28 protein-coding genes are annotated in these 24,911 nt (G+C 71.7%); 17 read left to right on the top strand and 11 right to left on the bottom strand.

Translation table 11 applies throughout. From position 1 onward, the window contains the following. The first annotated feature begins 22 nt into the window (after positions 1–22). The 3 genes from ACIO3O_RS06910 (at position 23) to ACIO3O_RS06900 (ending at position 2,994) form a co-directional block, all read left to right on the top strand. Positions 23–628, top strand: coding sequence for an ABC transporter substrate-binding protein (locus ACIO3O_RS06910; protein WP_401742834.1), 606 nt, complete (start codon positions 23–25; stop codon positions 626–628). Positions 629–700: 72 nt separating this feature from the next. After that, the gene (locus tag ACIO3O_RS06905; RefSeq protein ID WP_401742831.1) at positions 701–1,681 is read left to right on the top strand and encodes an asparaginase; all 981 of its coding nucleotides are present in this window, start codon (positions 701–703) and stop codon (positions 1,679–1,681) included. 23 nt (positions 1,682–1,704) lie between these two features. Beyond that, entirely contained in the window at positions 1,705–2,994 is a 1,290-nt protein-coding gene (locus tag ACIO3O_RS06900; RefSeq protein WP_401742830.1) for a GNAT family N-acetyltransferase, read from the top strand. A gap of 15 nt (positions 2,995–3,009) precedes the next feature. Here the strand turns inward: ACIO3O_RS06900 and ACIO3O_RS06895 are convergent, their stop codons facing one another. Continuing rightward, positions 3,010–3,195 (bottom strand): hypothetical protein, encoded by a 186-nt coding sequence (locus ACIO3O_RS06895; protein ID WP_401742827.1) that lies wholly within the window; start codon positions 3,193–3,195, stop codon positions 3,010–3,012. A 146-nt stretch (positions 3,196–3,341) separates the two neighbouring features. Here ACIO3O_RS06895 and ACIO3O_RS06890 point away from each other — a divergent pair, with 146 nt between their 5' ends. Next, complete coding sequence (locus tag ACIO3O_RS06890) at positions 3,342–4,253, top strand: winged helix-turn-helix domain-containing protein (protein WP_401743421.1); 912 nt, start codon at positions 3,342–3,344, stop codon at positions 4,251–4,253. Between the two features lie 43 nt (positions 4,254–4,296). On the opposite strand, the gene ACIO3O_RS06885 is transcribed toward ACIO3O_RS06890, so the two are convergent. Continuing rightward, positions 4,297–4,491, bottom strand: a complete 195-nt coding sequence (locus ACIO3O_RS06885; protein ID WP_401742825.1) for a hypothetical protein — start codon at positions 4,489–4,491, stop codon at positions 4,297–4,299. A gap of 180 nt (positions 4,492–4,671) precedes the next feature. Between ACIO3O_RS06885 and ACIO3O_RS06880 the strand changes: the two genes are divergently transcribed. Together ACIO3O_RS06880 and ACIO3O_RS06875 are read left to right on the top strand one after the other, a co-directional pair. Next, complete coding sequence (locus ACIO3O_RS06880) at positions 4,672–5,550, top strand: winged helix-turn-helix domain-containing protein (RefSeq protein WP_401742822.1); 879 nt, start codon at positions 4,672–4,674, stop codon at positions 5,548–5,550. Further along, positions 5,550–6,290: an HAD family hydrolase gene (locus ACIO3O_RS06875; protein WP_401742820.1), complete on the top strand. Its 741-nt coding sequence runs from the start codon at positions 5,550–5,552 to the stop codon at positions 6,288–6,290. The genes ACIO3O_RS06880 and ACIO3O_RS06875 overlap by 1 nt, the downstream gene beginning before the upstream one ends. Here the strand turns inward: ACIO3O_RS06875 and ACIO3O_RS06870 are convergent. Then, entirely contained in the window at positions 6,281–6,463 is a 183-nt protein-coding gene (locus ACIO3O_RS06870; protein ID WP_401742818.1) for a hypothetical protein, read from the bottom strand. The two genes, ACIO3O_RS06875 and ACIO3O_RS06870, sit on opposite strands and share 10 nt — an antisense overlap. A gap of 160 nt (positions 6,464–6,623) precedes the next feature. Between ACIO3O_RS06870 and ACIO3O_RS06865 the strand changes: the two genes are divergently transcribed. The 3 genes from ACIO3O_RS06865 (at position 6,624) to ACIO3O_RS06855 (ending at position 10,357) form a co-directional block, all read left to right on the top strand. After that, positions 6,624–7,487, top strand: a complete 864-nt coding sequence (locus ACIO3O_RS06865; protein WP_401742816.1) for a GntR family transcriptional regulator — start codon at positions 6,624–6,626, stop codon at positions 7,485–7,487. Positions 7,488–7,609: 122 nt separating this feature from the next. Next, entirely contained in the window at positions 7,610–9,682 is a 2,073-nt protein-coding gene (locus tag ACIO3O_RS06860; RefSeq protein ID WP_401742814.1) for a phosphotransferase, read from the top strand. 69 nt (positions 9,683–9,751) lie between these two features. After that, positions 9,752–10,357: a TetR family transcriptional regulator gene (locus tag ACIO3O_RS06855; protein WP_401742812.1), complete on the top strand. Its 606-nt coding sequence runs from the start codon at positions 9,752–9,754 to the stop codon at positions 10,355–10,357. 92 nt (positions 10,358–10,449) lie between these two features. Here the strand turns inward: ACIO3O_RS06855 and ACIO3O_RS06850 are convergent, their stop codons facing one another. Beyond that, positions 10,450–11,373, bottom strand: a complete 924-nt coding sequence (locus ACIO3O_RS06850; protein ID WP_401742810.1) for a LysR family transcriptional regulator — start codon at positions 11,371–11,373, stop codon at positions 10,450–10,452. A 91-nt stretch (positions 11,374–11,464) separates the two neighbouring features. Between ACIO3O_RS06850 and ACIO3O_RS06845 the strand changes: the two genes are divergently transcribed. Continuing rightward, a complete protein-coding gene (locus ACIO3O_RS06845) occupies positions 11,465–12,730 on the top strand; it encodes an MFS transporter (RefSeq protein ID WP_401742807.1) in 1,266 nt (421 codons plus the stop codon). 61 nt (positions 12,731–12,791) lie between these two features. On the opposite strand, the gene ACIO3O_RS06840 is transcribed toward ACIO3O_RS06845, so the two are convergent. Further along, entirely contained in the window at positions 12,792–13,445 is a 654-nt protein-coding gene (locus tag ACIO3O_RS06840) for a histidine phosphatase family protein (RefSeq protein ID WP_401742805.1), read from the bottom strand. Between the two features lie 141 nt (positions 13,446–13,586). Further along, complete coding sequence (locus ACIO3O_RS06835; RefSeq protein WP_401742803.1) at positions 13,587–14,825, bottom strand: MFS transporter; 1,239 nt, start codon at positions 14,823–14,825, stop codon at positions 13,587–13,589. Between the two features lie 85 nt (positions 14,826–14,910). Here ACIO3O_RS06835 and ACIO3O_RS06830 point away from each other — a divergent pair, with 85 nt between their 5' ends. The 3 genes from ACIO3O_RS06830 (at position 14,911) to ACIO3O_RS06820 (ending at position 17,473) form a co-directional block, all read left to right on the top strand. Beyond that, positions 14,911–15,279, top strand: a complete 369-nt coding sequence (locus tag ACIO3O_RS06830) for a MerR family transcriptional regulator (protein WP_401743419.1) — start codon at positions 14,911–14,913, stop codon at positions 15,277–15,279. Positions 15,280–15,382: 103 nt separating this feature from the next. Continuing rightward, complete coding sequence (locus ACIO3O_RS06825; protein WP_401742800.1) at positions 15,383–15,943, top strand: cupin domain-containing protein; 561 nt, start codon at positions 15,383–15,385, stop codon at positions 15,941–15,943. A 69-nt stretch (positions 15,944–16,012) separates the two neighbouring features. Then, positions 16,013–17,473, top strand: a complete 1,461-nt coding sequence (locus ACIO3O_RS06820) for an MFS transporter (RefSeq protein ID WP_401742797.1) — start codon at positions 16,013–16,015, stop codon at positions 17,471–17,473. Here the strand turns inward: ACIO3O_RS06820 and ACIO3O_RS06815 are convergent. From ACIO3O_RS06815 to ACIO3O_RS06805, 3 genes are all read right to left on the bottom strand, one after another. Continuing rightward, entirely contained in the window at positions 17,454–17,867 is a 414-nt protein-coding gene (locus ACIO3O_RS06815; RefSeq protein WP_401742795.1) for a VOC family protein, read from the bottom strand. The genes ACIO3O_RS06820 and ACIO3O_RS06815 overlap by 20 nt on opposite strands. A gap of 10 nt (positions 17,868–17,877) precedes the next feature. Further along, positions 17,878–18,330, bottom strand: coding sequence for a helix-turn-helix transcriptional regulator (locus ACIO3O_RS06810; RefSeq protein ID WP_401743416.1), 453 nt, complete (start codon positions 18,328–18,330; stop codon positions 17,878–17,880). Positions 18,331–18,441: 111 nt separating this feature from the next. Continuing rightward, positions 18,442–19,278, bottom strand: a complete 837-nt coding sequence (locus ACIO3O_RS06805; RefSeq protein WP_401742793.1) for a helix-turn-helix domain-containing protein — start codon at positions 19,276–19,278, stop codon at positions 18,442–18,444. A gap of 136 nt (positions 19,279–19,414) precedes the next feature. Here ACIO3O_RS06805 and ACIO3O_RS06800 point away from each other — a divergent pair, with 136 nt between their 5' ends. From ACIO3O_RS06800 to ACIO3O_RS06785, 4 genes are all read left to right on the top strand, one after another. Continuing rightward, positions 19,415–20,479, top strand: coding sequence for an aldo/keto reductase (locus ACIO3O_RS06800; protein WP_401742791.1), 1,065 nt, complete (start codon positions 19,415–19,417; stop codon positions 20,477–20,479). A gap of 83 nt (positions 20,480–20,562) precedes the next feature. Further along, positions 20,563–20,973 carry a helix-turn-helix domain-containing protein gene (locus ACIO3O_RS06795; protein WP_401742788.1) on the top strand — a complete coding sequence of 137 codons (411 nt, stop codon included), beginning with the start codon at positions 20,563–20,565 and terminating at the stop codon, positions 20,971–20,973. A gap of 23 nt (positions 20,974–20,996) precedes the next feature. Next, positions 20,997–21,587: a hypothetical protein gene (locus tag ACIO3O_RS06790; protein WP_401742787.1), complete on the top strand. Its 591-nt coding sequence runs from the start codon at positions 20,997–20,999 to the stop codon at positions 21,585–21,587. 132 nt (positions 21,588–21,719) lie between these two features. Continuing rightward, positions 21,720–22,058: a DUF2516 family protein gene (locus ACIO3O_RS06785; protein WP_401742786.1), complete on the top strand. Its 339-nt coding sequence runs from the start codon at positions 21,720–21,722 to the stop codon at positions 22,056–22,058. Here the strand turns inward: ACIO3O_RS06785 and ACIO3O_RS06780 are convergent. Together ACIO3O_RS06780 and ACIO3O_RS06775 are read right to left on the bottom strand one after the other, a co-directional pair. Next, positions 22,040–23,389: a PP2C family protein-serine/threonine phosphatase gene (locus ACIO3O_RS06780; RefSeq protein WP_401742784.1), complete on the bottom strand. Its 1,350-nt coding sequence runs from the start codon at positions 23,387–23,389 to the stop codon at positions 22,040–22,042. The two genes, ACIO3O_RS06785 and ACIO3O_RS06780, sit on opposite strands and share 19 nt — an antisense overlap. A gap of 245 nt (positions 23,390–23,634) precedes the next feature. Further along, on the bottom strand, positions 23,635–24,678 hold the full coding sequence (locus ACIO3O_RS06775) for an NlpC/P60 family protein (protein ID WP_401743414.1): 1,044 nt from the start codon (positions 24,676–24,678) through the stop codon (positions 23,635–23,637). Between the last annotated feature and the right edge of the window lie 233 nt (positions 24,679–24,911).

The following is a 24,911-nucleotide window of genomic DNA, read 5'->3' as shown; positions in this document are numbered from 1 at the left end:
CCGTTCGAGGGGACGGACACTCATGAGCATTTCCGGCGCGGGGCACAGGGTCCACGGCCAAAGGGTCACCGGCCAAGGGGCCACCGGCCCAGGGGTCACAGGAGCAGCGGTCCCAGGCCCAGGGGTGCACGACGCGCTGCCCGCACTGGCACCGCACGACCTCGGTGTCCTGGGGCTGCCCGAGCTGCGCGTCCTGCGGCAGGGCGCGCAGAGCGACGAGGCCGACCTGAGTTACGTACGGCGGCTGCTGCACGGCCGCATCGACATCCTGCGTGCCGAGCTGGCCCGGCGGGGCGGGCCCAAGACGCCCGTGGTGGAGCGGCTGTCGGAGATCCTCGCCGACACCCCCTCCAGCCACCGGTCCTCCGCCCGGCACGTCACCCTGTCGACGCCGCGCAACGAGGAGTACATGCGGCTGGCCGCCGACATGCTCGCGGAGGTCGAGCTGTCCGACCTCGACGCCCGGACGGACGCAGAGCTGCACGCGGGAATGGGCCGCCTGATCGGCTACGAACAGCAGGTCTCCCGGCAGCGGCAGGCCCTCCAGCGCACCGCCGACGATTGCAGCGCGGAGATCGCCCGCAGGTACCGTGAAGGCGAAGCTCAAGTAGACGACCTGCTCCACTGAGGCTCCCGCCGGGCGATCCCCGGTGCCGGGCCGCCGCGGGGCGGGTCCCCGTCCGGAAGGCCCCGCTCGACGATGACGACCTCCACCGCTCCCGCCGCCGGTCCGGCCCCTGTCATACCCCCGGTTCTCGCCGAAGTCGTCCGATCCGGCTTCGTCGAGGGCCACCACCGGGGTTCGCTGGTCGTGCTGGCGGCCGACGGCAGCACGGAGCTCGCCCTCGGCGACACCACCTCCCCCGTCTTCCCCCGCTCCAGCAACAAGCCCATGCAGGCCGCCGCCGTCCTCCGCGCGGGCCTGGAGCTTTCCGGCGAGCGCCTGGCACTGGCCGCCGCAAGCCACTCCGGCGAGGGCTTCCACCTCGATCTCGTACGCACCATGCTCAGCGAGCACTCCCTCGCCGAGGGCGACCTCCAGACGCCGCCCGACCTGCCGCTGGACCCCGTCGAGGCCGAGTCGTACCTGGCCGCCGGGCACGTCCGCGACCGGGTCACCATGAACTGCTCCGGCAAGCACGCCGCGATGATCGCCGCCTGCCGGCTGAACGGCTGGGACCCCGCCACCTACCTGGACCCCGCCCACCCCCTCCAGCAGCTCGTCCTCGCGTGCGTGGAGCGCGCGGCGGGCGAGAAGGTCACCGCCGTCGGCACCGACGGGTGCGGGGCGCCGCTGATGGCGATCAGCCTGACCGGGCTCGCGCGGGCCTTCCGGCACTTCGTCCTCGCCGAGGAGGGCAGCCCGGAGCGCCGGGTCGCCGACGCGATGCGGGCGCACCCGGAGTACGTGGCGGGCACCCGACGCCCGGACACCTGGCTGATGCGGGCGGTGCCGGGGGCGCTGTCGAAGATGGGCGCGGAGGCCGTGCAGGCCATGGCGCTGCCGGACGGCCGGGCCCTCGCCTTCAAGATCGACGACGGGGCCGGGCGGGCGCTCGGGCCGGTGCTGGCCAGGGCGCTTCGGCTGCTGGGCGTGGACGGCGACGTGGTGGCCCGGATCGGGGACGCGCCGCTGCTCGGAGGACCGGTGAAGGTCGGCGAAATCCGGGCGACATTCTGAGGGGGCGTGCTTAGCGTGGGCGCATGAGTGCCCACGCTGATCGTCCCGCCGCCGCTGACTCCATAGACGTACGCACACTGACCGAGGCCGACTTCCCGAACTGGGCCCGTGCCACCAACACCGGCTTCCTGCGGGCCGCCCCGTACACCGACGAGGACCTCGCGCTGCGGCTGGGGCGCACCGACCTCCCGCGGGCGCGGGGCGCGTACGACCAGGGGCGGTGCGTGGCGACGTACCGCTCCTTCGCCCAGCAACTCACCGTGCCCGGCGGGCAGTTCGTGCAGGCGAACGCGGTCTCCAGTGTCACCGTCACACCGACGCACCGCAGGCGAGGACTGCTCAGCCGGATGATCCGCGCGGACCTTGTCGAGGCGAAGGAGCGGGGCGACGTGGTGGCGACGCTGATCGCCGCCGAGTACCCGATCTACGGGCGGTACGGCTTCGGGCACGCCACGTCCACGCACGTCTGGGAGATCGACACCCACCGCACCGGCCTCGACCCGCGCTGGTCGGGCCCCGCGTGCGGCGGCCGGATCGACCTGGTCGATGCCGAGGAGATCCGCAAGCTGGGCCCCGAGCTGCACGAGCGGTTCCGGGCGGTGCGGCACGGCGCGATCGACCGCGACGAGGTCTGGTGGAAGAACCGCACGGGCCTGACCGCGTACTCCTTCGAGCCCTACCCGCCCGCCTTCTACGCCCTCTACCGCGGCCCGGCCGAGCGCGGCGGGCAGGTCGAGGGTCTGGCGGCGTACCGGTTGGACGACAACTGGGGCGACGCCAAGCAGCCGCTGAACACGGCGAGCGTCGGCAACATGATCACCACCACCCCGGACGCCGAACGCGCGCTGTGGCACTACCTGTGCTCCGTCGACTGGGTGTCGACGGTACGGACCGGCTACCGCGCGCCGGACGACCTGCTGCCCGACCTGCTGCCCGATCAGCGTGCGGCGCGCATCGTGACGTCGGCGGACTGGCTGTGGGTGCGGGTGCTCGACGTCGTACGGGCGCTGGAGGCCAGGACGTACGAGAGGAGCGGGACGGTGGTGCTGGAGGTGGCGGACCGGCTGGGCCTGGCCGGGGGACGCTTCAGGCTGACGGTGTCGGAGTTCGGTACGGCGACCTGTGAGCCGACTTCGATGGACGCCGAACTCTCGCTGGATGTAAGGGAGTTGGGGGCGCTGTATCTGGGCGGCCGGTCGGCGGTGCGGATGGCGGCGCTGGGCGAGGTGACCGAGGGGACGGCGGGGGCGGCGGCCCGGACGGACGGGCTGTTCCGGACGGCGCGTCAGCCGTGGTGCCCGGACACCTTCTGAGGGCCTGCCCGGGTGCTAGCCGAGGGCGGACTGCCCGAGGACGACGAGGGCGACGGCGCCGATGCTGAGGCAGGCGGTGTTCCTGGTCTTGACGCCGACGGTCAGGAAGCCGAGCGCCAGGGCGCCCAGCAGGCCGTACTGCTTCTCGACCAGGTTGCTGAGGACGTAGGCGCCGATGGCGAGGAGTGCGACGAGCGGCATGGGGATCACTCCGGACGGTGGTTGGTGAACCTGGGGCCAGCTTGGTCGAGTTGGCGACCAACTCTTCTCAAGTTGTCCCCATGCCTCAAGAACCTTTAACCAGGTTCGCCAACAACTCCCGTTAGATGGCGTGAAGTTGTAGTGTTCTGGTTGTGAGCACAGTCGGCGCCGCCGTGAACGGTCGGAAAAGGTCGAGGTCGCATCGCGATGTGGCCGATGCGCTGCGGACCCGGATCAGGGACGGGGAGCTGCAGCCGGGAGACCGCATGCCGACGCAGGCGCAGTTGGCGGAGGACTACGGCGTGGAGCGCGGCACGGTGCGCCAGGCGCTGCGCATCCTCGCCGAGGAGCGGCTGCTGACCAACGTGACCAAGGGCTCCCCGGCGACGGTCGCGGGCGACGCCCCCGCCGCGCTCGGCGCGGGCGCCGCGGCACCCCCGCAGCCCACGATGGTGGCCCTCGGCTCCCGCATCACGGAGGCCTTCGAGGCGGACCACGTCGAGATCGACGCCCTGTGTCTGACGGCGGTGTCCCTGACCCTGGGCTTCGGGGAGGCGCTGCGGCGGGTGCACGAGAGCCGGGTGAGACCCTCCCGGATCACCGTCCGCGTGCTGCTCCCCAGCCGGGACATCGACCTGGCCTTCCCGACGCCGGTCGCGGACGGCAACGACGCCCGCCTGCACGGCCGTTGGCTCGCGCAGCGCAATGCGCAGGGGCAGGTGCTGCGGCACAACCTGATCAACCTGCGCCGCACGCACGGCATCGACGTGAAGATCACCTTCCGCGCGCTGCCCTTCACTCCCCCCGTGAAGCTCTACCTCCTGAACAACTCCGAGGCCCTCTTCGCGTACTACATGATCACGAAGCAGAAGGAGCAGTTCGACCAGGACCACGAGCCCCTGGAGATGTACGACACGGTGGGCACCCGGTCCATGCTCTTCCCCTTCGACCAGCAGACGGGCGGTCCGCGGGACGGGACGTTCGTGGAGCAGTCGCAGCTGTGGTTCGACGCGATCTGGAACACGATCAGCCAGGACCTGAACCTGGCTGCCAACTGACCACGAGTTGGCAGCCGGACCGGGCTTCCCGGGACATGGCGTCCTAGGGCATGGCGGCGGGCGCGATCACCGCGAGCGTCAGGACGGTCGCCCCGACGCTCGCACAGGCGGGGCTCTTGGCCTTCGCCCCGATGCAGAGCAGCAGGAGCCCGATCGAGCCGGGGGCCCCGTAACGCCACTCGACGAACCTCTCGAATCCAATGACGACGACGGCGGAGAGCAGCAGCAGAGCAGGCATGGGGTCCCTCCCTCGGGATGCGCGGTGGAGTGAGCGGCGGGGAGGCGACGCTGCCTCAGCCAAGTTTGCCAAGTAGCAACCAACTCACCTTGGTTGTCCCCACTTGGTCGCGATCCATAAACAAGATGGCTACAACTCCCGCTAGATGGCTGTGAGTTGTAACGTTGTGTCGTGAGCGACGTGAGCAGTTCCGCAAGCGGCGGAAAGCGGACGTACAGGGAAGTGGCCGACACCCTGCGCGACCGGATCCGAAGAGGCGAGATCAAGGCCGGCGAGCCGATGCCGACACAGGCGACGCTCGCCAAGGACTTCTGCGTGGAACGCGGCACCATCCGCCAGGCCCTGCGCATCCTGCACACCGAGGGCCTCCTCACGGAGGCGACGCGGGGGGCGCCGGCGAAGGTGGCAGCCACCTCTCCGGTGACGGCGGCGGGCGACCCGGAGGGCGCCCGCCCGCAGCCCACGGTGAGCGCGCTCGGCCCCCGCCTGGCCAGGGCCTTCGAGGCGGAGGAGGTGCGCATCGACACGCTGAGCCTGACCTCGGAGTCGCTGTTGCCGGCGATGGCGGAGCCGTTGCGCCTGATCCACGAGAACCGCCTGAAGCCGACGAGCATCACGGCACGCATCCTGCTGCCCGCCCGCAACATCGAGCTGGCCTTCCCCAAGGGCGTGGAGCCGAGCGAGGCGACCCTGGTCCACCAGCGCTGGCTCCAGCAGCGCAACGCGCAGGGCCAGGTCCTGCGCAGCAGCCTCCGCAGCCTCTACCGCTCGCACGGCATCGACGTGCACGTGACCTTCCGGGCGCTCCCCTTCACCCCGCCCCTGAAGCTGTACGTGCTGAACGACACGGAAGCCCTCTTCGCGTACTACCAGGTCGCCAAGCGGCCCGAGGTGATCGAGGAGACCAACCTGGAGATGTACGACACGCTGGGCCCGGAGTCGGTCCTCTTCACCTTCAACGCCGAGAAGGGTCCGCGCGACGCGGCCTTTGTGGAACAGTCGGCGAAGTGGTTCGACGCGCTCTGGAACACCATCACGTCGGACCTGACACTCTCCTAGTGACTTCAGAATCGACGGACCTCGGGCAGGCGGCTTCCGTGATCGAGCAGTGGAGGGACTTGGTCACGGGGGCCACCTGCGTCCTCTTCGACTTCGACGGCCCCATATGCGGGCTCTTTGCGGGGCATCGGGCCCATGACATCGCGGACCGGATGATCGGCTGGCTGGGCGAGCGCGGGCACGAGGTGCGGCTGACCGGGAGGGAGCGGGACGATCCGCAGGCCGTGCTCAGAGCCGTCGCCGTGGCGCATCCCGAGCAGCTGATCGTGCGTGATCTCGAACAGTCCCTCACCGAGGCCGAGTTGACGGCGGTGCCGACCGCCGCTCCGACCCCCCATGCCGACGCCCTGATCCGGGAGTGGGCGGTCCGCGGCGTCCCGCTCGCCATAGCCACCAACAATTCGTCCCGAGCCGCCTCCCGCTACCTCGCGCGACGCGGCCTGAGCGACTGCTTCGCCCGGCACGTCTACGGCAGGACCGAGAACCTCGACCACCTCAAGCCCCACCCCTACAGCCTCGTTCGCGCCCTGGCGGCGCTCCAGGCGGACCCCGCAAAGTCCCTGATGATCGGCGACACCCCCACGGACCTCCAGGCAGCCCGGACCGCAGGCGTTCCCTTCCTGGGGTACGGAAGGGACCCGGCCAGGATCGCGCGGCTGCGCACGGCCGGAGCCGAGGCCGTGGTGGCCTCGATGGAGGACGTCCTCCGCCTGCTGACGGAGGACGGCGCTCAGGCCTGAAGCATCAGCAGGGCGAACAGGACCGCCCCGACCGCGGTGCAGGTTCCGTTGCGGGCCTTGGCGCCGACGACGATCAGGAGGAAGCAGACGGCGCCGAGCGCCCCGTACCGCGTCTGCGCGAGAGCCTCCAGACCGTCGATGAGGAATTCGCTCACCAGGATTCGCAGGGACATGAAAGGTGCCCTCCCATCGGTCAACCATCAATCCAATTGGACTGGTTGGCTGTGATTGGCTTGTCCCCTGCCTAATAGATCGGCTAACTGGACTTGCCCTGCGGTCTGTTGGATGGCCCAAAGTGGGTTGGCGGCAGTCCGGAAGAGGTACGTTCTCGGGGTGGCGACTGCATCGGGCAACGAGGGCGGCGAGTATCTGCGGGTTGCCCGCGCGCTCCGTACCGCGATGTCCGACGGCACGTACGGGGTGGGGTCCTCCCTGCCGCCCCAGCGGGTACTGGCGACGCGGTTCAACGTCTCCCGGGACACCGTCCAGCGGGCTCTGCGGGAACTGACCAGTGAGGGCTGGATCGAGGCCAGGCAGGGGAGCGGAACCAGGGTCGTCCAGGTGCAGCGGGTGCACTCGGCCGTCAGCGGGATGGGCGTGCTGAGGGCCCTCATCGATGAGGCGTTCCGGGCCGAGGAGGTGACCCTCGACGCGTTCTCGCTGACCGCCGAGACGCTGAGCGGCTATCTCAACGAGCAGGTGGCGCGCGTGCACGAGGGCGAGATCAGCCCGCGCCGCATCACCGTCCGCCTCCTGCTGCCCGCCGAGGACGTGGACATGCCGTACCCCAGGAGCAAGGGCGGTCCGGAGGACAAGCGGCTGACCACCACCCTGCACGAGATGAGCAGGGTCAGCAGTGAGCTGATCCGGGGCATCCTGCTCGGTCTCCGCCGTGAGCGCCTGGTGCAGGAGGTGGAGGTGGAGATCAGGCGGGTCCCCCTGACCCCGCACGCCAAGCTCTACATCCTGAACGGGACGGTGGCGCTCCAGGCCTTCTACGAGGTCATCGAGCGCACGAAGGAAATGGACGCGGGCGAGGAACTGGACGCCATCGACGTGGTGGGCCTGCAGGCGCCGCTCTTCGAGTACGTCAAGGACCGCGACCCGACCTCTCACGGCTCCCGTTTCGTCGAGGTGTCCCAGCGGTGGTTCGACTCGGTCTGGGAACTTCTCGCCGTCCCGCCCGCACACGCGTAGGGCGCTCGTCCGCCCGTGCCACCCGCCCGGCGGCCCCGTCACCTCAACGACGTACGACTCCCGAGCAAAACAGGGCACTCGCGCACGCCGGGTTTCGTCCTACCGCTAATGTGACCCGCTCCATGACGTCCATCGCCCATCCCGCCGAGGGCAGTCGGCAGGAATCCGTCCTCGACACCGCGCGGCTCGGACTTTCCACGCGTCCGAAGGCGCCCCGGGGCGGTATCAGCATCTGGTGCGGCCAGCAGCGGATCGTCCTCGAAGCCCTCACGCATGCACTGCCCCAAGTACCCGGATTCCTCGCCGGGAGGGAGGACCCGGTCGAGGCCGTTCCGCTGTCCGGCGTCTCCCCGGACGGGCAGGGCCCGCTCAACAGCCGTCTCGTCGAGGCACTCGTCGGTCTGCTGGCCCAGTTGGTCACCGTCCGCAAGGAGACCCTTCCAGCGCTTCCGGGCGGGTGGCCCCGGGACGGGCACAGCCGCACCTTCTTGCGCATGCTCGCTCTGCTGGCCGACCGGGACATCAGGCAGTCCAATTGGACCGAGTTCGGCGGGCTCTTCGCCGCTCTGGGGGTGCCTGAGAGTGCGATGAGGGATTTCGCGGACCGGCTTCCGCCCATGGTGCGGCGGCCGTTCAGCCTGCTGCACGCCGATCTCGGCCGCGACAAGGTGCTCCTTCCGTACGACGGCCAGCCGCCGCTGGTCTGTCTCGACTGGGAACTGGCCTGCTACGGCGACCCGTTGTACGACCTGGCGACACACCTGGTGCGCATGCGGTACCCCCCGGAGCAGCACGCCGAGGTCAAGCGGTCCTGGCTGCGGGCCATGAACGCGGTACGACCGGCGGCCGCCAACGGCATGGAGACCGACCTCCGGCACTATCTCGACTTCGAACGCGCACAGACGCTCTGGCCCGAGGTGATGCGCGCGGCCCGCTCGCTCGGGGAGGGCCGGGAGCCCGCCGGTCTGGAGCGGGCGACCGCGGCCGTCCGGCGATCCCTGCTGGCAGCGAGCCAGCCGCTCACGCTGACGAAAGTGCCCGGACCGGCGGAGATCGAGCGTGCCCTGTACCGGTGGCACGCGGCATGGGGAGGCAAGGAGGGAGAGCCCCGGCAACTGTCCACCGCCTACTGGGTGAAGGACCCCGAGTTCCGGGCGAGTGCCGACTTTCCTTCCGGTGCGGTGACCGAAGCCCTGGCCGCCGAGGGAGCCGCCGCCTCCCCGTACGTCTTCAAGGGCACCGGGCACCTCAACACGGTCGTCTACGTACGGAGTGCGCAGCGGTCCGTCGTCGTACGGCGCAAGCTGGAGTCCGAGAGCCGCAGGGAGGCCTGCTTCCTCCAGGAGCACGTGGTGCTCCGCGCCCTGGAGAACGCGGACTGCGGCGTGCGGGCGCCGCGGGTGCTCGCGCTGGGGGAGAGCGGCCTCGCGGACGGCTTCGCGATCCATTCGTACGAGGGCCCGTCCAGCGGCCCGCCCGAGCACCCGGTGCACGGGCTGCGCCCGGCCGAGGCGGACGACCTGGTGGACCAGCTGGGCGCGGTGGCCGACGCCGGGCTGAGCGGGCTGGACCCGACGATGGGCCCGGCGGGCTTCTACGACTGGCTCAGCGACCGGCTTGTGGAGCTGGTCGACTCGCTGCCCCGGCCGTCGCTCCAGCTGGCTCGCGCGCTGGGCCTGCCCGACGCGGCCCGGCTCAAGGAACTCCTGGCGGGCCGCACGGTGACCCCCCGCAGTTCCGTCCTGCTGCACGGCGACCTGAACCCGTGGAACCTCGTCCGGGGCGAAACGCCGGGCCGGCTCACCCTGATCGACTGGGAGATGGCCATGGTGGGGGACCCGCTCTACGACCTCGTACGACACCTCCACCTGACGCCGCACAGCGCGGAGATCCGCCAGCGCATGGTGCAGCGCTGGGAGCGGGTGCTGGGGCGGCGCGGGGACGCGTACGTGGACGGCTGGGAGCGTGACGTGCACACCTACCGCTGGGTGGAGCTGATCCGGTCGGCCTACGTGGACCTCGACAGGCTGCTGACCGGGGACGGCCTGGACGCCCCCAATGTGCGGCGGGCCGTGGACTCGTACGCGATGACGCTCCAGGCGGCCACCGCCTCCCTGGGGCTGCGGGGCGCGAGGGTGCTCAACCCGTACCTGGAGCTCGCCCTCCCGCAGAGCGACCGGGCCTCCGCCGTCTGAGCGGCCCGCCCACGCGCCGGGCGCGGGCCGCGGAACTAGGATGGCCGTCGAGCACGGAGGGGTCGCCGGATGAGCGGGTTGCGGGAGCTGAAGAAGCGGCGGACGTACGAGGCCATCTCGGACGCGGCCGTGGGGCTGTTCCTGGAGCGGGGCTTCGACGCCGTGTCCGTGGCGGAGGTGGCGGCCGCGGCGGAGGTGTCCAAGCCGACCCTGTTCCGGTACTTCCCGGCCAAGGAGGACCTGGCGCTGTACCGGTTCGCCGACCACGAGGACGAGTCGGCGCGGGTCGTGCGGGCGGGCCGGGCGGAGGGGCTCGGGGCGCTCGACGCGCTGGAGCGGCACCTCCTGGAGCGGCTGGCCGCGCGGGACCCGATCACCGGGCTGTGCGACGAGGCGGGCGTGCTGGCGTACCAGCGGATGCTGTACGGGACGCCGAGCCTGGAGGCCCGGTTGTTCACCTATCTGCGCCGGTCGGAGGCGGCCCTCGCGGGAGTGCTGGGGGAGGGCGTCCGGGCGCGGCTCGCCGCCGGGCAGATCGGGGTCGTGCTCAGGGTGCTCGCCCTGGAGAACTGGCGGCGGATCGAGGCGGGCGAGAGCGCGGAGGCCGTGTACGCGGGGGCGGTGGCGGAGGCCCGGGAGGCCTTCCGGCAGTTGCGGGAGGGGCTGGAGGTCTAGCTCGGCGGTTGCGGGAGGGGTTGGAGGTCTAGCTCGGCGGTTGCGCGAGGGGCTGGAGGTCTAGCCCGGCGGTTGCGGGAGGGGCCGGAGGTCTAGCCTCCGGGCCGTACCGCCGCCTGCACATGCTCCGCGAACCGCCGTGTCGCCGTGTTCAGGGCCTGGCCCTTCGGCAGCAGCAGGTCCACCCGCCGCTCCAGCCGTACCGACGTCGTGTTGCCCGTGATGGGCAGCAGGCGCAGCGGCAGGTCGGGGAGCGGGAGCAGGTCGCGGGCCAGGGACTCGGGGACGAAGGCGACCCCCAGGCCCGCCGCCACCAGGTCGCTGACCATCGCCCACTCGCTCACCTCGCACACGATCCGCCGCCGCATCCCCGCCTCCACGAACAGCGCGTCCGACAGGATGCGGCCCGTCCACAGGCTGTGGGTCTCCACGAAGCGTTCGCCGTCGAGGAGCGGGAGGGGGACGTCCTCGCGTGCGGCCAGGGGGTGGTCGAGCGCGCAGGCCAGTACGTACGGTTCGACCGCCACCGGAATCATGTCCAGCAGCGCGGTCGTCCTGGCCGGGTCGGGGGCGGAGGCGAGCGCGCAGTCCAGTTCGCCCTCCGCGACCATGCGGATCATCTCGTTCGCCGGATGCTGGCGGACCTCGATGTCCAGGCCCGGGTGCGCCCGGACGAAACCCGACAGCCAGGACGCCAGCGGCACCAGATGGCGGCTCGCCTGGTACGCGCCGATCCGCAGCCGCCCGGTGAGGCCGCCGTGCACGTCCCGTACCGCCTGGAGCGCGCCGTCCGCCGCGTCGAGGGTGCGCCGGGCGGCCGGGAGCAGGGCCTCGCCCTCGGTGGTGAGGCGGACCGGGCGGGTTCCCCGTACGAACAACAGCGCCCCCACCTCCTTCTCCAGCGCCCGCACCGACGACGACAGGCCCGACTGGACGATCAGCTCGCGGGCGGCGGCACGGGTGAAGCTGCGCTCCTCGGCGAGGGCGACGAAGTGGCGGAGGTGGCGGAGTTCCATGCGTCCATTATCTCTGGCGGAGATGGTCGGTATCTCCATCCGTTGTCGTGGAGCTGGTAAGGATCGGAATCGGCCGTCCGTTGAACCAGGCATGAACGCGATATCCACCGCCCCCGCCCGCAAGGCTGCTTCCGCCCGCGTCGGCTTCTGGTTCGTCGCCGTCGCCTTCTCCGTGCTGATGGCCTTCGGCACCGCGCCCACCCCGCTGTGGCCGCTCTACCAGGACCGCGACGGCTTCGGCGCGACCACCGTCACCATCGCCTTCGCGATCATGGTGGTCGGCGCGTCCGTCGGCTTCCTCGGCCTCGGCCACCTCTCCGACCGCTACGGCCGCCGCCGCGTGATCGTCCCGGCGCTGGTCGTCGACGTCGTCGCCGCCGCGATGCTGGCGATCCGGCCCGACCTGCCAGTGCTGCTCGCCGCCCGGCTGCTGACCGGTCTGGCGGTGGGCCTGATGGCGTCCACGGCGACCGCGTACCTCATGGACCTCTGGCACGAGGCGAACCCCGGGCAGCCGCTCTCGCCCGTCCCCGGCCTGGTCGCCGCCGTCTCCAACCTCGGCGGACTGGCGATGGGCCCGCTGGTGGTGGGCGCGCTCGCGCAGTGGGCGGGGGTGCCGCTGGTCACTCCGTACGTCCTGTTCGGCATCGCCATGCTGGTGCTGCTCGGGCTGATCCTGGCCACGCCCGAGACGGTCGACACGGAGGCGGCGAAGGGGGTGCGGCCCGCGCGGTTCGCGCTGCGTGAGGGGGCGCGGCCGGTGTTCGTGGCGGCCGCCGCCGGTGGTTTCTTCGCCTTCGCGGCGAGCGGCATCTTCTCCGCGCTGGGCGCGATCATCGTCCGGCTCGACCTCGGGATCACCTCGCCGATGGTGGCGGGCACGGCCGCGTTCGCCGTCTTCGGGGCCTCGGCGCTGGCGCAGCTGCTGCTGGGGCGGATGCCGGTGGCGCGGATGCTGACGCTGGGTGCGGTGCTGTTCCCGGTGGGTCTCGGGCTCACGGCTCTCACGCTGTACGTTCCGTCCCTGCCGCTCTTCCTGGTGGCGGCGGTGCTGACCGGGTCCGGGTCCGGGCTGCTCTTCAAGGCGAGCGTGGGGCAGACGGCGGCGGCCGCTCAGCCGTCCTCGCGGGCCGGGGTGCTGGCGGTGTTCTTCGTGATCGCGTACGTCGGGATGGGGGTGCCGTCGGTGCTGTTCAGCATCGCGGCGACGCAGTTCGGCCGGCAGCCGGTGATGATCGTGTTCGCCGTGCTGCTGTCGGTGGGGTCGGCACTGGCGGCGTGGATCGGGGTGCGGGCGTCGAAGCCCGCCGCAGCGGCGGCCGAGACGGTGCGGGCTCGGGAGCCGGTGCGCGCCTGAGCGACGGGCGGGAGGGAGCGTGGGCGAGGGGCCGGATCCGGGCGGGGTCCGGCCCCTCGCCTCAGATGTGCTCGTCCTGCGGGAAGCCGGTCCAGCGCAGCTCGGCGGGCAGGTGGGTCTGGTCGTTCAGTACGAGTACGGTGGCGGGCCTGCCGGGGGCGTAACGGATCACGGTCAGCGCGGCGTTGGCGAGGTTGAGGCCCAGCCAGCGGGACGCGGGGGCGTCGAGCGCCTCGCGCACGAACCACGCGGCGAGGAAGTTGTGCGTGACGACCAACTCGCGGCGGACCGTATCCCCTTCGGCGGGACCTGTGAACAACTCCACTGCCTGTGCCGCCAGTTCGGGACCCTGCTTGCGCTCCTGCTCCGTGAACTGTGCGACGAAGGCGAGATACCGGTCGGCGTTGACGCCCTCCGGGAAGTCCTCCCGTACCGGCTCGTACGGGACGAAGTCCCCGGCGGCCTCGCTGAGTTGGGGGCGTACGACCTGCCCCGCCCGTTCCGCGACCAGTCGCGCGGTCTCGGCGGCGCGGGGGAGCGGACCGTGGTGGATCGCGTCGAGCGGCACGTCGCGCAGCCGCTCCCCGAGGAGTGCGGCCTGACGCCGCCCGGCTTCGGTGAGGCCGGACTCGTCGGGGGTGGCCTCGGCGTGGCGGGCCAGGTAGAGGTAGCGGGGCGCGGTGGGGGTGGTGCTGCTGGTGCTGTTCCCGGTCATGGGAGGAGGGTAGTGAGGGGGGGGGCTTGGCGCTGCCCGTGGGGGAGGGGGCGCAGGTCGGCGGGTATGCACAGCGGCTGCCCGCCCTCCGCGCTTTGTGCGCGGGGGGCGGGTTCGTGGTCCCGGCCGGTCGCCCGGGGCTCAACTCGTGCTGTCCGTACGGTGCTTGGGGAAGCCGTGCACCCGCGCGGCCAGGACGGCCAGCAGTACGGGGACCAGCAGGACCAGCACGCTCCACGGGAAGGACGTCGAGCCGAGCAGTCCGAGCAGGATGCCGCCGACGACTCCGCCGCCCGCCATCGCCGCGTTCCAGAGGGTGACCAGCATGGCCTGCGCCGCGTCGGCGTGCTCGCCGCCCGCGTCGCCCGCGGCGGTCTGGAGCAGGGTCGGCGCGCCGCCCCAGCCGAGGCCCCACAGCGTCACCGCGACGTACACCATGGCCGTGCTGTCGGAGAGGAGCGCGAGGAGGGCGGCCGCGACCGCGATGAGCAGGGTGCTGGCGATCATCAGGGCGCGCAGGCGGCGGTTGATCTGCGCGCCGACCACCCAGATGCTGACCAGCGACGCCGCGCCGAAGACCAGCAGGACGAGGTCGATGGAGTCACCCATGCCCAGCTCGGTGAGGAAGGTGGCGATGAAGGTGTAGAGGATGGTGTGGGCGAGGACGAAGACCAGGGTGACGAAGAGGACCGGGGTCACGCCGGGGACGCGGAGGGCGCTCAGCATGCCGGGGGCCTTGGCGGCTTGTGCCCCCTTGGGCGTGCGGGCCGTGCCCGGGTAGTCCGGCACGATCGCCGCGATCCACCCCAGCAGGGCGACCGTCAGCCCCGTCATCACCAGGAACGCCACCTGCCAGCTCAGCGCCTTGCCGAGGAAGGTGCCCGCCGGGACGCCCAGTGAGAGGGCGACCGGGATGCCCGCCATGGCGATGGCGATCGCCTTGCCCTGGAGGTGTACGGGGGCCATGCGGCGCGCGTACCCGGCGAGCAGTGCCCAGGCCAGACCGGCCGCCACGCCCGCGACGAAGCGGGCCGCCATCGTGAGGGTGTAGTCGGTGGAGAGGGCGGTGACGGTGTTGGCGGCGGCGAACCCGGCCATCGAGGTCAGCAGCAGGCGCTTGCGCCGCCATGCGGCGGTGGCGGCGGTCAGCGGGATCGCGGTGAGGGCGGTGCCGATGGCGTACACCGTCACCGTCTGGCCGGTGGCGGACTCGCTGACGCCGAGGTCGGCGCTCATGGCGGGGAGGAGGCCGGCGGGGAGGGTCTCGGTGAGGCTGGTGATGAAGACGGCGGTGGCGAGGGCGAGGAGGGCGGCGAGGGGGAGGCGGGAGTTGGCGGCGGAGGTGGTCTCAACTGGTGCTGTGGCGTGTGCAGTTCCCATGCCGGTATGGTCGAACCCTCACATTGATGTGAGGGTCAACGCGACAAGTTGTGAGGTGGGTCACATGGCGAATCTCCCCGGCCGCATACGCATCGGCGAACTCTCCGAGCGCACCAACACCCCCCGCAGAATGCTCCGTTACTACGAGGAGCAGGGCCTGATCGCCGCCGAGCGCCTGCCCAACGGCTACCGCGCGTACGACGAACGCTTCGTGGACCGCGTCGCCCAGATCCGCGGCCTGCTGGACGCGGGCCTGCCCACCCGCATCATCCGCCAGATCCTCCCGTGCCTCGACAAGCCCCGCACCATCCACTTCCCGGACGCGACCCCGGAGATGCTGCACACGCTGGAGACGGAGCTGGGGCGGATGCAGGCACGGGTGGAGTGCATGCAGCGCAACCGGGACGCGATCGCGGAGTACCTGGAGGCGGTACGGCCGAAGGCGGACGCCTGAGGGGGCCTTTCGCGGTGGCCCTCCGCAGTGATGGAATTGACCCATCCAATCACCCCCGGAATGCACCCTGTGCAGGGTCTTTTGGCTGCCTAGAGTTGTCCCCATGAACACCACGGAGAACCGCACCGAAGCCGCCCGCACCGCCGCCGAACAGGCCGTGGACACCGCCGCCCCCGCCCGGGCCGCCCGCCCCCTCCTCACCCGCGCCGCCACCGCCGAGACCGCCAGCGACCCGAGCAGCGTGATGACCCTCCTCGCCGACTGCGGCACGGACGGCAGCCCGATCACCAGCTACCGGTCAACCTTCGCCGCCGGTGCGGTCGGCGCCCCCGCCCACTTCCACACCCGCGCCTCGGAGATGTTCTTCGTCATCGACGGCTCCCTCCAGGTCCTCCTGGACGACACCGTCGAGACTCTGCACCAGGGCGACTTCCTCCTCGTCCCCCCGCACACCCCGCACGCCTTCGCCGCCGCGCCCGGCTCCACCGCCGACGTCCTGTTCGTCTTCACGCCGGGCATGCCGCGCTTCGACTACCTGCGCCTGCTGAACCGCGTGGTGCGCGGCGAGGCGAGCCCCGACGAGATCAAGAACTCCTCCGAGCTCTACGACAACCACTACGTGGACAGCCCGGCCTGGCGCGCGGTGCTGGAAGCGGCCAAGTAGCAGCCAGTAGCGGCAGGTTGGGGGAAATCCGGTGGCGCCCCGGACACCCCCCGCCTACCTTCTCCACCTGTGACGGAAGAGACTGCTGGGACGCCCGTACGGTCCGGGCCCCCGGCCCCCGGGACAAAGCCCGCGGGGTTGTTCTCCCGCCCGTACGCGGGCCTGACCGCAGGCATCACCGCGGTGATGTTCCTGACCGGCTTCGCCGCCCTCGCCGTGGTCCCCACCCTCCCGGTGGCCGCCCGCGAACTCGAAGGGGTGTCCCTCTTCCCGCTGGTCGCGGGCTGTTTCGTGGCCGCGAGCCTGCTCGGCGGAGTCCTCGGCGGCACCTGGGCCGACCGGGCCGGAGCCCGCCGCCCGCTGGCCGCCGGAACCCTCCTCGCGGTGCTCACCCTCGTCGTCTCCGGCCTGAGCGACAGCGTCTGGCAGCTCGCGGCGGGCCGCTTCCTCGACGGTCTCGCCGCCGGAATGACCGCCGTCGCCGTCAACGCCGCCGTCGCCCAGAACTACCCCGACGAGCTGCGCCCCCGCGCCCTGTCCCTCCTCAGCACCTGCTGGATCGTGCCGTCCCTGGTCGGGCCCCCGGTGGCCGGTCTGGTCGCCGAGACGTGGTCCTGGCGCACGGTCTTCCTCGGCCTGGCCGTGCTGACCGCCCTCCCGGCACTGGCGGTGCTGCTCCTGCTCCGCGAGCGCGGCGGCTCCGTACCGTACGAAAAGACCAACGACGCAGGGGAGTCGGCGCACCGGCCGGGGCTCCTGGTCGCCGTCGCGGTGAGTGTCGGCGCGGCGCTCGGACAGTACGCGGCGTCCGGCTGGGACCTCGCGCACCTGCTGTACGCGGTGGCCGCGCTCGCCGTGCTCGGGGTGTTCGCGCCCCGGCTGCTGCCCCCGGGAACGCTGCGGGCGGGACGCGGGCTGCCCGCGTCCGTACTGCTGCGGGGGCTGACCTCGGGGGTGTTCTTCACCCTGGAGGCCTTTGTGCCGCTGATGCTGCTGACGGTACGGGAGGTGCCCGCGGTGGTGACGGGGCTGGCCTTCACCGGGGCGGCGGTGTTCTGGGCGGGCGCGGCCTGGGTGCAGAGCCGGTGGCTGGGGCGCTTCCCGAGGCACCGGGTGGTGATCGCGGGCGCGCTGCTGCTCGCCGCGGCGGTCGTGCTGGCACTGGTCGGAACGTTGCCGTCCGTACCCGCCGCGACGGCGGCCCCCGCCATGGTGGTGGCCGCGATCGGCATGGGCCTGCTGGCGCCCTCCCTCACCCTGCTCTCGCTGCACCACACCCCGCCCGACCGCCAGGGCTATGCGAGCGCGGCGATGCAGACCACGCAGAACCTGGGCCAGATCGCGGTGCTGGGCGTGGCCTCCGCGCTCTTCAACGCGGTGCTGGTGCGCGAGGGTGAACTGCCGGGCTACGCCGGGGCGTTCGCGCTGCTGCTGGTCCCGACGGCCCTGGTCGTGCTGCTCGCGGGACGCGCCCGTGCGGACGCGCCCCGGACCCGTACTCCTTCTCCTCCTACTGCTTCGCCTGCGTGAAGCGGATCATGTTCCCCGCCGGGTCGCGGAACGCGCAGTCCCGCACTCCGTACGGCTGGTCGACGGGCTCCTGGATGACCTCGCCGCCCGCCGCGCGCACCTTCTCGAAGGTGGCGTCGACGTCCTGGGTCGAGAAGATCACCCCGCGCAGGAAACCCTTGGCGAGGAGCTCCGCCATGGCCTGGCGGTCGGCGGCCGGGGCGTTCGGGTCGGCGAGCGGGGGTTCGAGCACGATCTCGACGCCGCCGGGCGTCGGGGACCCGAGCGTCACCCACCGCATGTCCTCGTAGCCGACGTCGTTGCGCACGGCGAGGCCGAGGGCGTCGCGGTAGAAGGCGAGCGCCTTGTCGTGGTCGTCGACGGCGATGAAGCACTGGGAGAGGTTGATGTCCATGGCTTCGACGTTACGGCGACGTGCCGCCCGGCGCTTCTCCAGAACTGACCGCTTTCCCGCGCCGCCCGCCGGGCCGCGTGACGACCTTCTCCACACACGCCGGAACGAACCCCTCCACCCCGTGCGACCTGCCCCGATACGCGCTCGGGGACTCCCCGACCAGCTCCGTGAACCGCGAGCTGAAGGACCCCAGCGACGTACACCCCACCGCGAAGCAGACCTCCGTGACGCTGAGGTCCCCGCGCCGCAGCAGCGCCTTCGCGCGCTCGACCCGGCGGGTCATGAGATAGCTGTACGGAGTCTCCCCGTACGCGGCGCGGAAACTGCGCGAGAAGTGCCCCGGCGACATGAGCGCGACCTTCGCCAGCGCGGGCACGTCCAGGGGCTGCGCGTAGCACCGGTCCATCGTGTCCCGCGCCCGCCGCAGCCGCCTCATGTCCTCCAGATCCACGCATTCCAGCATGGCACGCACCACCGACACCGGCCGTCCGCTCCCGCGACGAGCCCTTCCACGCAGCAGCCGCCTGACTTGTCGGTGCGGGGGCCGGTCGTACATGCGTGAGCCGGGGCCCCGTCACCGCGCGCACAGCCGGTCCAGGGACATCCGGCTCTCCTCGTCCGCGGGGCGGTAGACGAGCAGGCGCAGTCCCGGGTCCTGGAGCGGCAGCAGGACGTCGAAGTCGACGGTGATCGCGCCTGCGACCGGATGCCGCAGCACCTTCCGGCCGCGGCCGTTGACGCTGACCTCCCGCTCCGGCCACAGGCGGGCGAAGTCCTCGTCCTGTGCGACGAACTCCGCGATGAGGTCGGCCAGTTCGCCGTCCTCCGGGTGTGCGGCCCAGGCCGCGCGCAGGTGGGCGATCCCGTCCCGCAGCGTCTGCTCCCGGTCCGCGTAGAAGCCGCGCATCGCCGGGTGCAGCAGGCACAGCCGCATCGCGTTGAGCCGGGACGGCGGCACGTCCGCGAAACCCGGTAGCAGCCGGGCCATTTCGGGGGTCCGGGCGAGGATGTCGTAGCGGTGGTCCAGCAGCATGGCCGGCAGCGGTGAGAGGTCGTCGACCAGGCGGGCCAACGACGGCGCGGCACCGGCGTCCGGCCCACCGGTGGTGCCGGGGCGGCGGTGTCCGGCCAGGTCGTACAGGTAGTCCCGTTCGCTCGGATCCAGGCGCAGCGCCCCGGCCAGCGCCGCCAGCACCTCCGCCGAGGGCCGCAGCCCGCGGCCCTGCTCCAGCCGGACCACGTAGTCGGTGCTGACCCCTGCCAGTTCGGCGACCTCCTCCCGGCGCAGTCCCGGCGTCCGTCGGGGCCGCCGGTGCGACGGCAGGCCCAGCCGGTCGGGGTCGAGGCCCTCGCGCCTGCTCCGCAGGAACGCGGCCAACTCCCGGGCGGGGTCCATGGTTCGGGTCGTCATGACCGGTCCAACCGCCAGGGTGGGACCGTTCTTCCCAGGAAGTGCCGTCCCTTACCCCCCGGCCGCCGCCGTCACAGACTCGGTCCCGGCAAGAGATGCATGAGATGCAAGAGACGAACGAGCACAGGAGGACCCGATGGCACTGACCCTCGACACCTACCGGCTGCTGGGCCGCTCGGGACTGCGGGTCTCACCGCTGGCCCTGGGCACCGCGACCTTCGGCACCGAGTGGGGCTGGGGCGCCGAGCGGGCCGAGGCCCGCAAGCTGTTCGACCGCTACGTCGAGCTCGGCGGCAACCTCCTCGACACCGCCGACACCTACACCGACGGAAGCTCCGAGCGCCTGCTCGGCGAGTTCGCCCGTGACCAGCGCGAACGTCTGGTGCTGGCGACCAAGTACGCGACGCTGCGCCGTCCCGGCGACCCCAACTCCGGGGGCGGCCACCGCAAGGCCCTGTTCGGCTCGGTGGAGGGGAGCCTGCGGCGGCTGGGCACCGACTACATCGACCTGCTGTACCTGCACGTCTGGGACTTCCGCACACCCGTCGAGGAGGTCCTGCGCGGCTTGGACGACCTGGTCCGGCAGGGCAAGGTGCTGTACGTGGCGATCTCCAACACCCCGGCCTGGCAGGTGTCCCGGATGCAGGCGATCGCCGACCTGCGCGGCTGGTCGCCGCTGGTCGCGCTGCAGCTCGAATACAGCCTGATCGAACGTACCGCGGAGCGCGACCTGATCCCGATGGCCCGGGAACTGGGGCTGGGCGTGGTCCCGTACTCACCGCTGGGCGGCGGGGTGCTCAGCGGCAAGTACGGCCGCGACGACCTGACCGGGACGAGCGCCGGCACCGGCGAGAGCACCCGCAGGGACCACAACCTCACCCTGGGCACGCTCACCGAACGCAACCTGGCCGTGGCCGACGTCGTCCGGGACGTCGCCGCCGACCTGGGCCGCACCCCGTCCCAGGTCGCGCTGGCCTGGACCCTGCTCAACCCGGGCGTGGCAAGCACGCTGATCGGGGCCCGCACTCCCGCCCAACTGGAGGAGAACCTGGGCGCCTTGGAGATCGAGTTCACGACCGCCCAACTGGCCCGCCTGGACGCGGCGAGCGCGATCGGGCTCGGCCAGCCGCACGACCTGCTCGCGAGCGACAACATGCGCCACGTGACCACGGGCGGCCTGCGCATCGAGACCCGCCGCTGACGGCCGACGGTGCCGAGGTGGCGTGGAACACTTTTGCAAGCAGGCGCTTGCAAAAGTTAGCGGGGAGGGTGCACCATCGGGGCATGGCTTCACTGAACGTCGGCAACCTCGGGGAGTACCTGCGGGAGCAGCGCCGCAACGCGCAGCTCTCGTTGCGGCAACTCGCCGATGCGGCCGGGGTGTCCAACCCGTACCTCAGCCAGATCGAACGTGGCCTGCGCAAGCCCAGCGCGGACATCCTCCAGCAGCTCGCGAAGGCGCTGCGGATCTCCGCCGAGACGCTGTACGTGCAGGCGGGGATTCTTGACGAGAAGGACCGGGAAGAGCTGGAGACGCCCGCCGTCATCCTGGCCGACCCGCTGATCAACGAGCGGCAGAAGCAGGTGCTGCTCCAGATCTACGAGTCCTTCCGCAAGGAGAACGCGGCGGAGAGCGCGGACCGGGACGCCCCGGGTGCGGACGGCGTCGGCAGTGAAGCGACACCCTCACACTGATGCGATCCGGGAGGACCACAGTTATGGCCATCAGCGATGACCTGCGCAAGACCCTCACCGACCCGACCCCCCTCTACTTCTTCGCCGGTACGGCCGACCTCGCCGCGCGACAGGCCAAGAAGCTCGCCGACGAGGCGCCGGAGCGCTTCGAAAAGGTGCGCCAGACCGACCCCAAGGTCGTGCAGGAGAAGGTGACCACGCAGGCCAAGGAGGCGCAGGCCACCCTTCAGGCCAAGTTCTCCGAGGTCGTCGGCTCCTTCGACACCGACCTGAAGAAGCTGGGCGAGACCGCCCAGGACCTCGCCCTGCGCGGCGTGGGCGTGGCCGCCGAGTACGCGGTCAAGGCCCGTGAGACGTACGAGAAGGTCGCCGAGCACGGCGAGCAGGCCGTGAAGCAGTGGCGCGGCGAGGCCGCCGAGGAGATCAACGAGATCGCCGTCGCGGTCGAGCCGGACCCGGAGCCGAAGGTGGCCGAGGAGCCGAAGGCGGACGCCGACACCGCGGATGCTGCCAAGGCCGATGCCGGCCAGGCCGAGGACGCCCCGGCGAAGAAGGCCCCGGCGCCGCGCAAGGCCGCGGCCAAGAAGACGGCTCCGGCCGCCGAGGAGAAGTAACCCGCCGGTCCACGGACCGGAGGGATCGGGAACGACGGGCCGGATCGCCACGAGGGCGTCCGGTCCGTCGTTTCGGTACCTTGGGCGGCAGGGCGGTCACCAGGCGGTCAAATCGATGAGGCGGTGCTCAGGATGTTGCGTGCGGGATTCGACGGCATGTTGTGGTTCGTGATCGGCTGGGTCTTCCTCATCATGGCGGTGGTCGCGCTCGTCATGGCGGCGACCGCGCGGGCGGACGCCTACCGGGCCGCCGACAAGCAGTCCAAGAACTTCTGGCTGGTCATTCTCGGCATCACGACGCTGGTGAACCTGGTGGTACCGATGCTGTTCCTGCAGATCGCGGGACTGGTCGCCTCGATCGTCTTCCTGGTGGACGTGCGTCCCGCACTCCGGCAGGTGTCCGGCGGCGGCCGGCGCAGCGGCGGCAGCAGCAGCGACGGGCCGTACGGGCCCTACAACGGCGGGCGCTGAACCCCGCCGTTCAGGGTGGCGCGGTCCCGGCCCAGCAGCAGGAGCGCGACGTCGTCGGTGAGTTCGCCGCCGTTCAGCTCGCGGGCGCGGGTCATCGCGGCTTCGAGGAGCGCGTCGCCGCGCAGGCCCTCCGCCAGCTGACGGTTGATCATCGCGACCATGCCGTCCTGGCCGAGCCGCCCCGGGCGGCCCGAACCGTCGGGGCCCGCGATCCGGCCCTCGATCAGACCGTCCGTGTACATCAACAGGCTCCAGGCGCCGCCCAGTTCGACCTGGCTGCGCGGCCAGCGGGCGTGCGGCAGCAGGCCCAGCGCCGGGCCGCCGCCGTCGAAGGGCATCAGCTGCGCGAGCTGCCCCTGGCGGGCGATCAGCGGGGCCGGGTGCCCGGCGAGGCACAGACCGGCGCGGCGGCCGTCGGGCGCGATGTCGACCGTACAGAGCGTCGCGAAGATCTCCTCGCTCTCCCGCTCGTGCTCCAGGACCCGCTGGAGGGTGGAGAGCAGCTCGTCCCCGCACAGGCCCGCGAAGGTCAACGCCCGCCAGGCGATGCGCAGTTCGACACCGAGTGCCGCCTCGTCCGGGCCGTGCCCGCAGACGTCGCCGATCATCGCGTGGACGGTGCCGTCCGGGGTGCGGACGGTGTCGTAGAAGTCCCCGCCGAGCAGGGCCCGGGAGCGGCCGGGCCGGTAGCGGGCGGCGAACGTCAGGTCCGAGCCGTCGAGCAGCGGGGTGGGCAGCAGGCCGCGCTCCAGACGGGCGTTCTCCTGCGCGTGCAGCCGGGACTCGGCGAGTTTGTACGAGGCGGTGTCGGCCCGCTTGCGTTCCACCGCGTACCGGATGGCCCGGCTCAGCAGCCGCCCGTCCAGCTCGTCGCGGAACAGATAGTCCTGCGCCCCGGCCCGTACCGCGTCGGCGGCGTGCTCGGGGCGGTCGGACGGGGTGAGCGCGAGCACCGCGTGGTGCGGGGCCATCCGCAGGACGTCGTGCAGCGCGCCCAGCGAGTGACCGGCCGCCGTGCACTCGGGGCAGTGGCCGCAGCCCGGCAGGGCCAGGTCCAGCAGGATGCAGTGCACGTCGTCGGTGAGCAGACGCCCGGCCTCGGTGAGGTTGCGGGCGGTGCGCACCCGGACCCGGCCGCCGCTCGCGGAGTCCCGGTCGAGCAGGTCGGGGACGGCGACGGCGTCGGTGGGGTCGTGCTCGATGACCAGCAGGGTCAGGTCGGTCGGGTGCTGGGGCTGGTGCTGGGGCTGGTGCGCGGGGTGCGAAGAGCCGCCCTGTCCGTCGCTTTCCACGGCGGGCACTGCTCTCTGCCGCGGTATGGGTACGGGCATCGGTTCGGTTCCTTCCCTCCCCCCGAGGGCGGTGGGACGCCGAGCGACGCCCCGCCAAACGGGGACCTTAGCGGTACCCGGTGGGCTGACGGAATGGCGTTCACGAATCCGCCCCGGTCATATGCCGGGAGTTTTTGTCGCTTGCGGCCCGGCATGACCGGGTTCCGCCGGGGGACCGAGGCCGGTTCCGCCGCTCCCGTTCCCATGACAAAGATCACCCCGCGCGGGAGCGGTTTCCCCGTGCCCTAGCCCGGCCGCACGACCCCCAGGATCGGCATCGAGCCCGCGCCCGCCACCGTCACGTTCCGCCCCGGGCGGGGGGCGTGGACCATCGAGCCGTTGCCTATGTACATCGCGACATGGCTCGCGTCGGAGAAGTAGATGATCAGGTCCCCGGGCCGCATCTGCGACACCGGCACCCTCGGCAGCAGCCGCCACTGCTCCTGCGAGGTCCGCGGTATCCCGCGCCCCGCCGATATCCACGCCTGCTGGGTGAGCCCGGAGCAGTCGAAGGCGTACGGTCCCTCCGCGCCCCACACGTACGGGTCGCCTATCTGGTCCATCGCGTACGCCACGGCCCGCTTGCCCTGATCGGTGCCCGCGCCGCCCCCGCTGCCCAGCGCCCCGGAGCTCATCCAGGCCGACTGGGCGCGGCCCTGGGCCTCGCGCTCCAGCTCCAGCATCTTGGCCCGGTCCTTCGAGGCCAGCCGGGACTCGATCTTCTCGGCGGCGTCGATCTGCTTCTTGATCTCCTTGCGGGCCTTCTCCTTGCTCTTGCGGTTCGCCTCCAGCTTGGTCCACTGGGTGCTGGCGTCCGCGGAGTAGGTGCGCAGGTCCTCCTGGGTGCGCTTGAGCTCCTCCAGCATGCTCTTGACCGCCGACTCGCCCTGCTGCATGCGGGCCGCGCCGCGCAGGAAGAGGTCCGGGTTCCCGCTGAGCATCAGCCGCGCGCTCTGCGGCACGCCGCCCGTGCGGTACTGGGCGCGGGCCTGCGCGCCGAGCCGGTCCTTCAGCTTGTTGATCTTCTGCTCGCCGGCCACGATCGTCCGGGCCAGCTTCACGATCTCGCCGGACTGGCCCTGCGCCTGGTCCTCGGCGAGGTTGTACGCGTCGGTGGCGACCGCCGCCTTGCGGTACAGCTCGTCGATCTCTCTTCGTACGTCTTCGAGACTCGACCCCGAGCCCCCGGCGGGCGGCGGCTCCGGAGCGGCGTACGCCTGCCCCGGCAGCACCAGCGCACTCAGCGCGCAGACCACCGCCACGGCGGTCGTGACCCGGCGACCGCTGATCCGGCGACCGCCGACCGCGCGACCCCCGACCCGACTGTCCTCGGCACGGCTGCTTCTACGGCGTCGGTTCACGAGCTCCCCCCGGAACAAGTCCTGTGCCGGGCCCCTGTGACCCGGCATGGAATCTGATTTACCGTCAGTAACTTGGCGACCCTGCCGAGATGCTGCCACGCCCGCCGCAAAAGCGACAGGGCCCGAAACAGCATCCCCTCACAACCCCCAAGAACCTTCCG

The organism is Streptomyces sp. NPDC087440 (assembly GCF_044744005.1).
In the GTDB taxonomy this organism is placed as follows: Bacteria; Actinomycetota; Actinomycetes; order Streptomycetales; family Streptomycetaceae; genus Streptomyces.
This window is presented reverse-complemented; position numbering and strand designations above follow the sequence as displayed.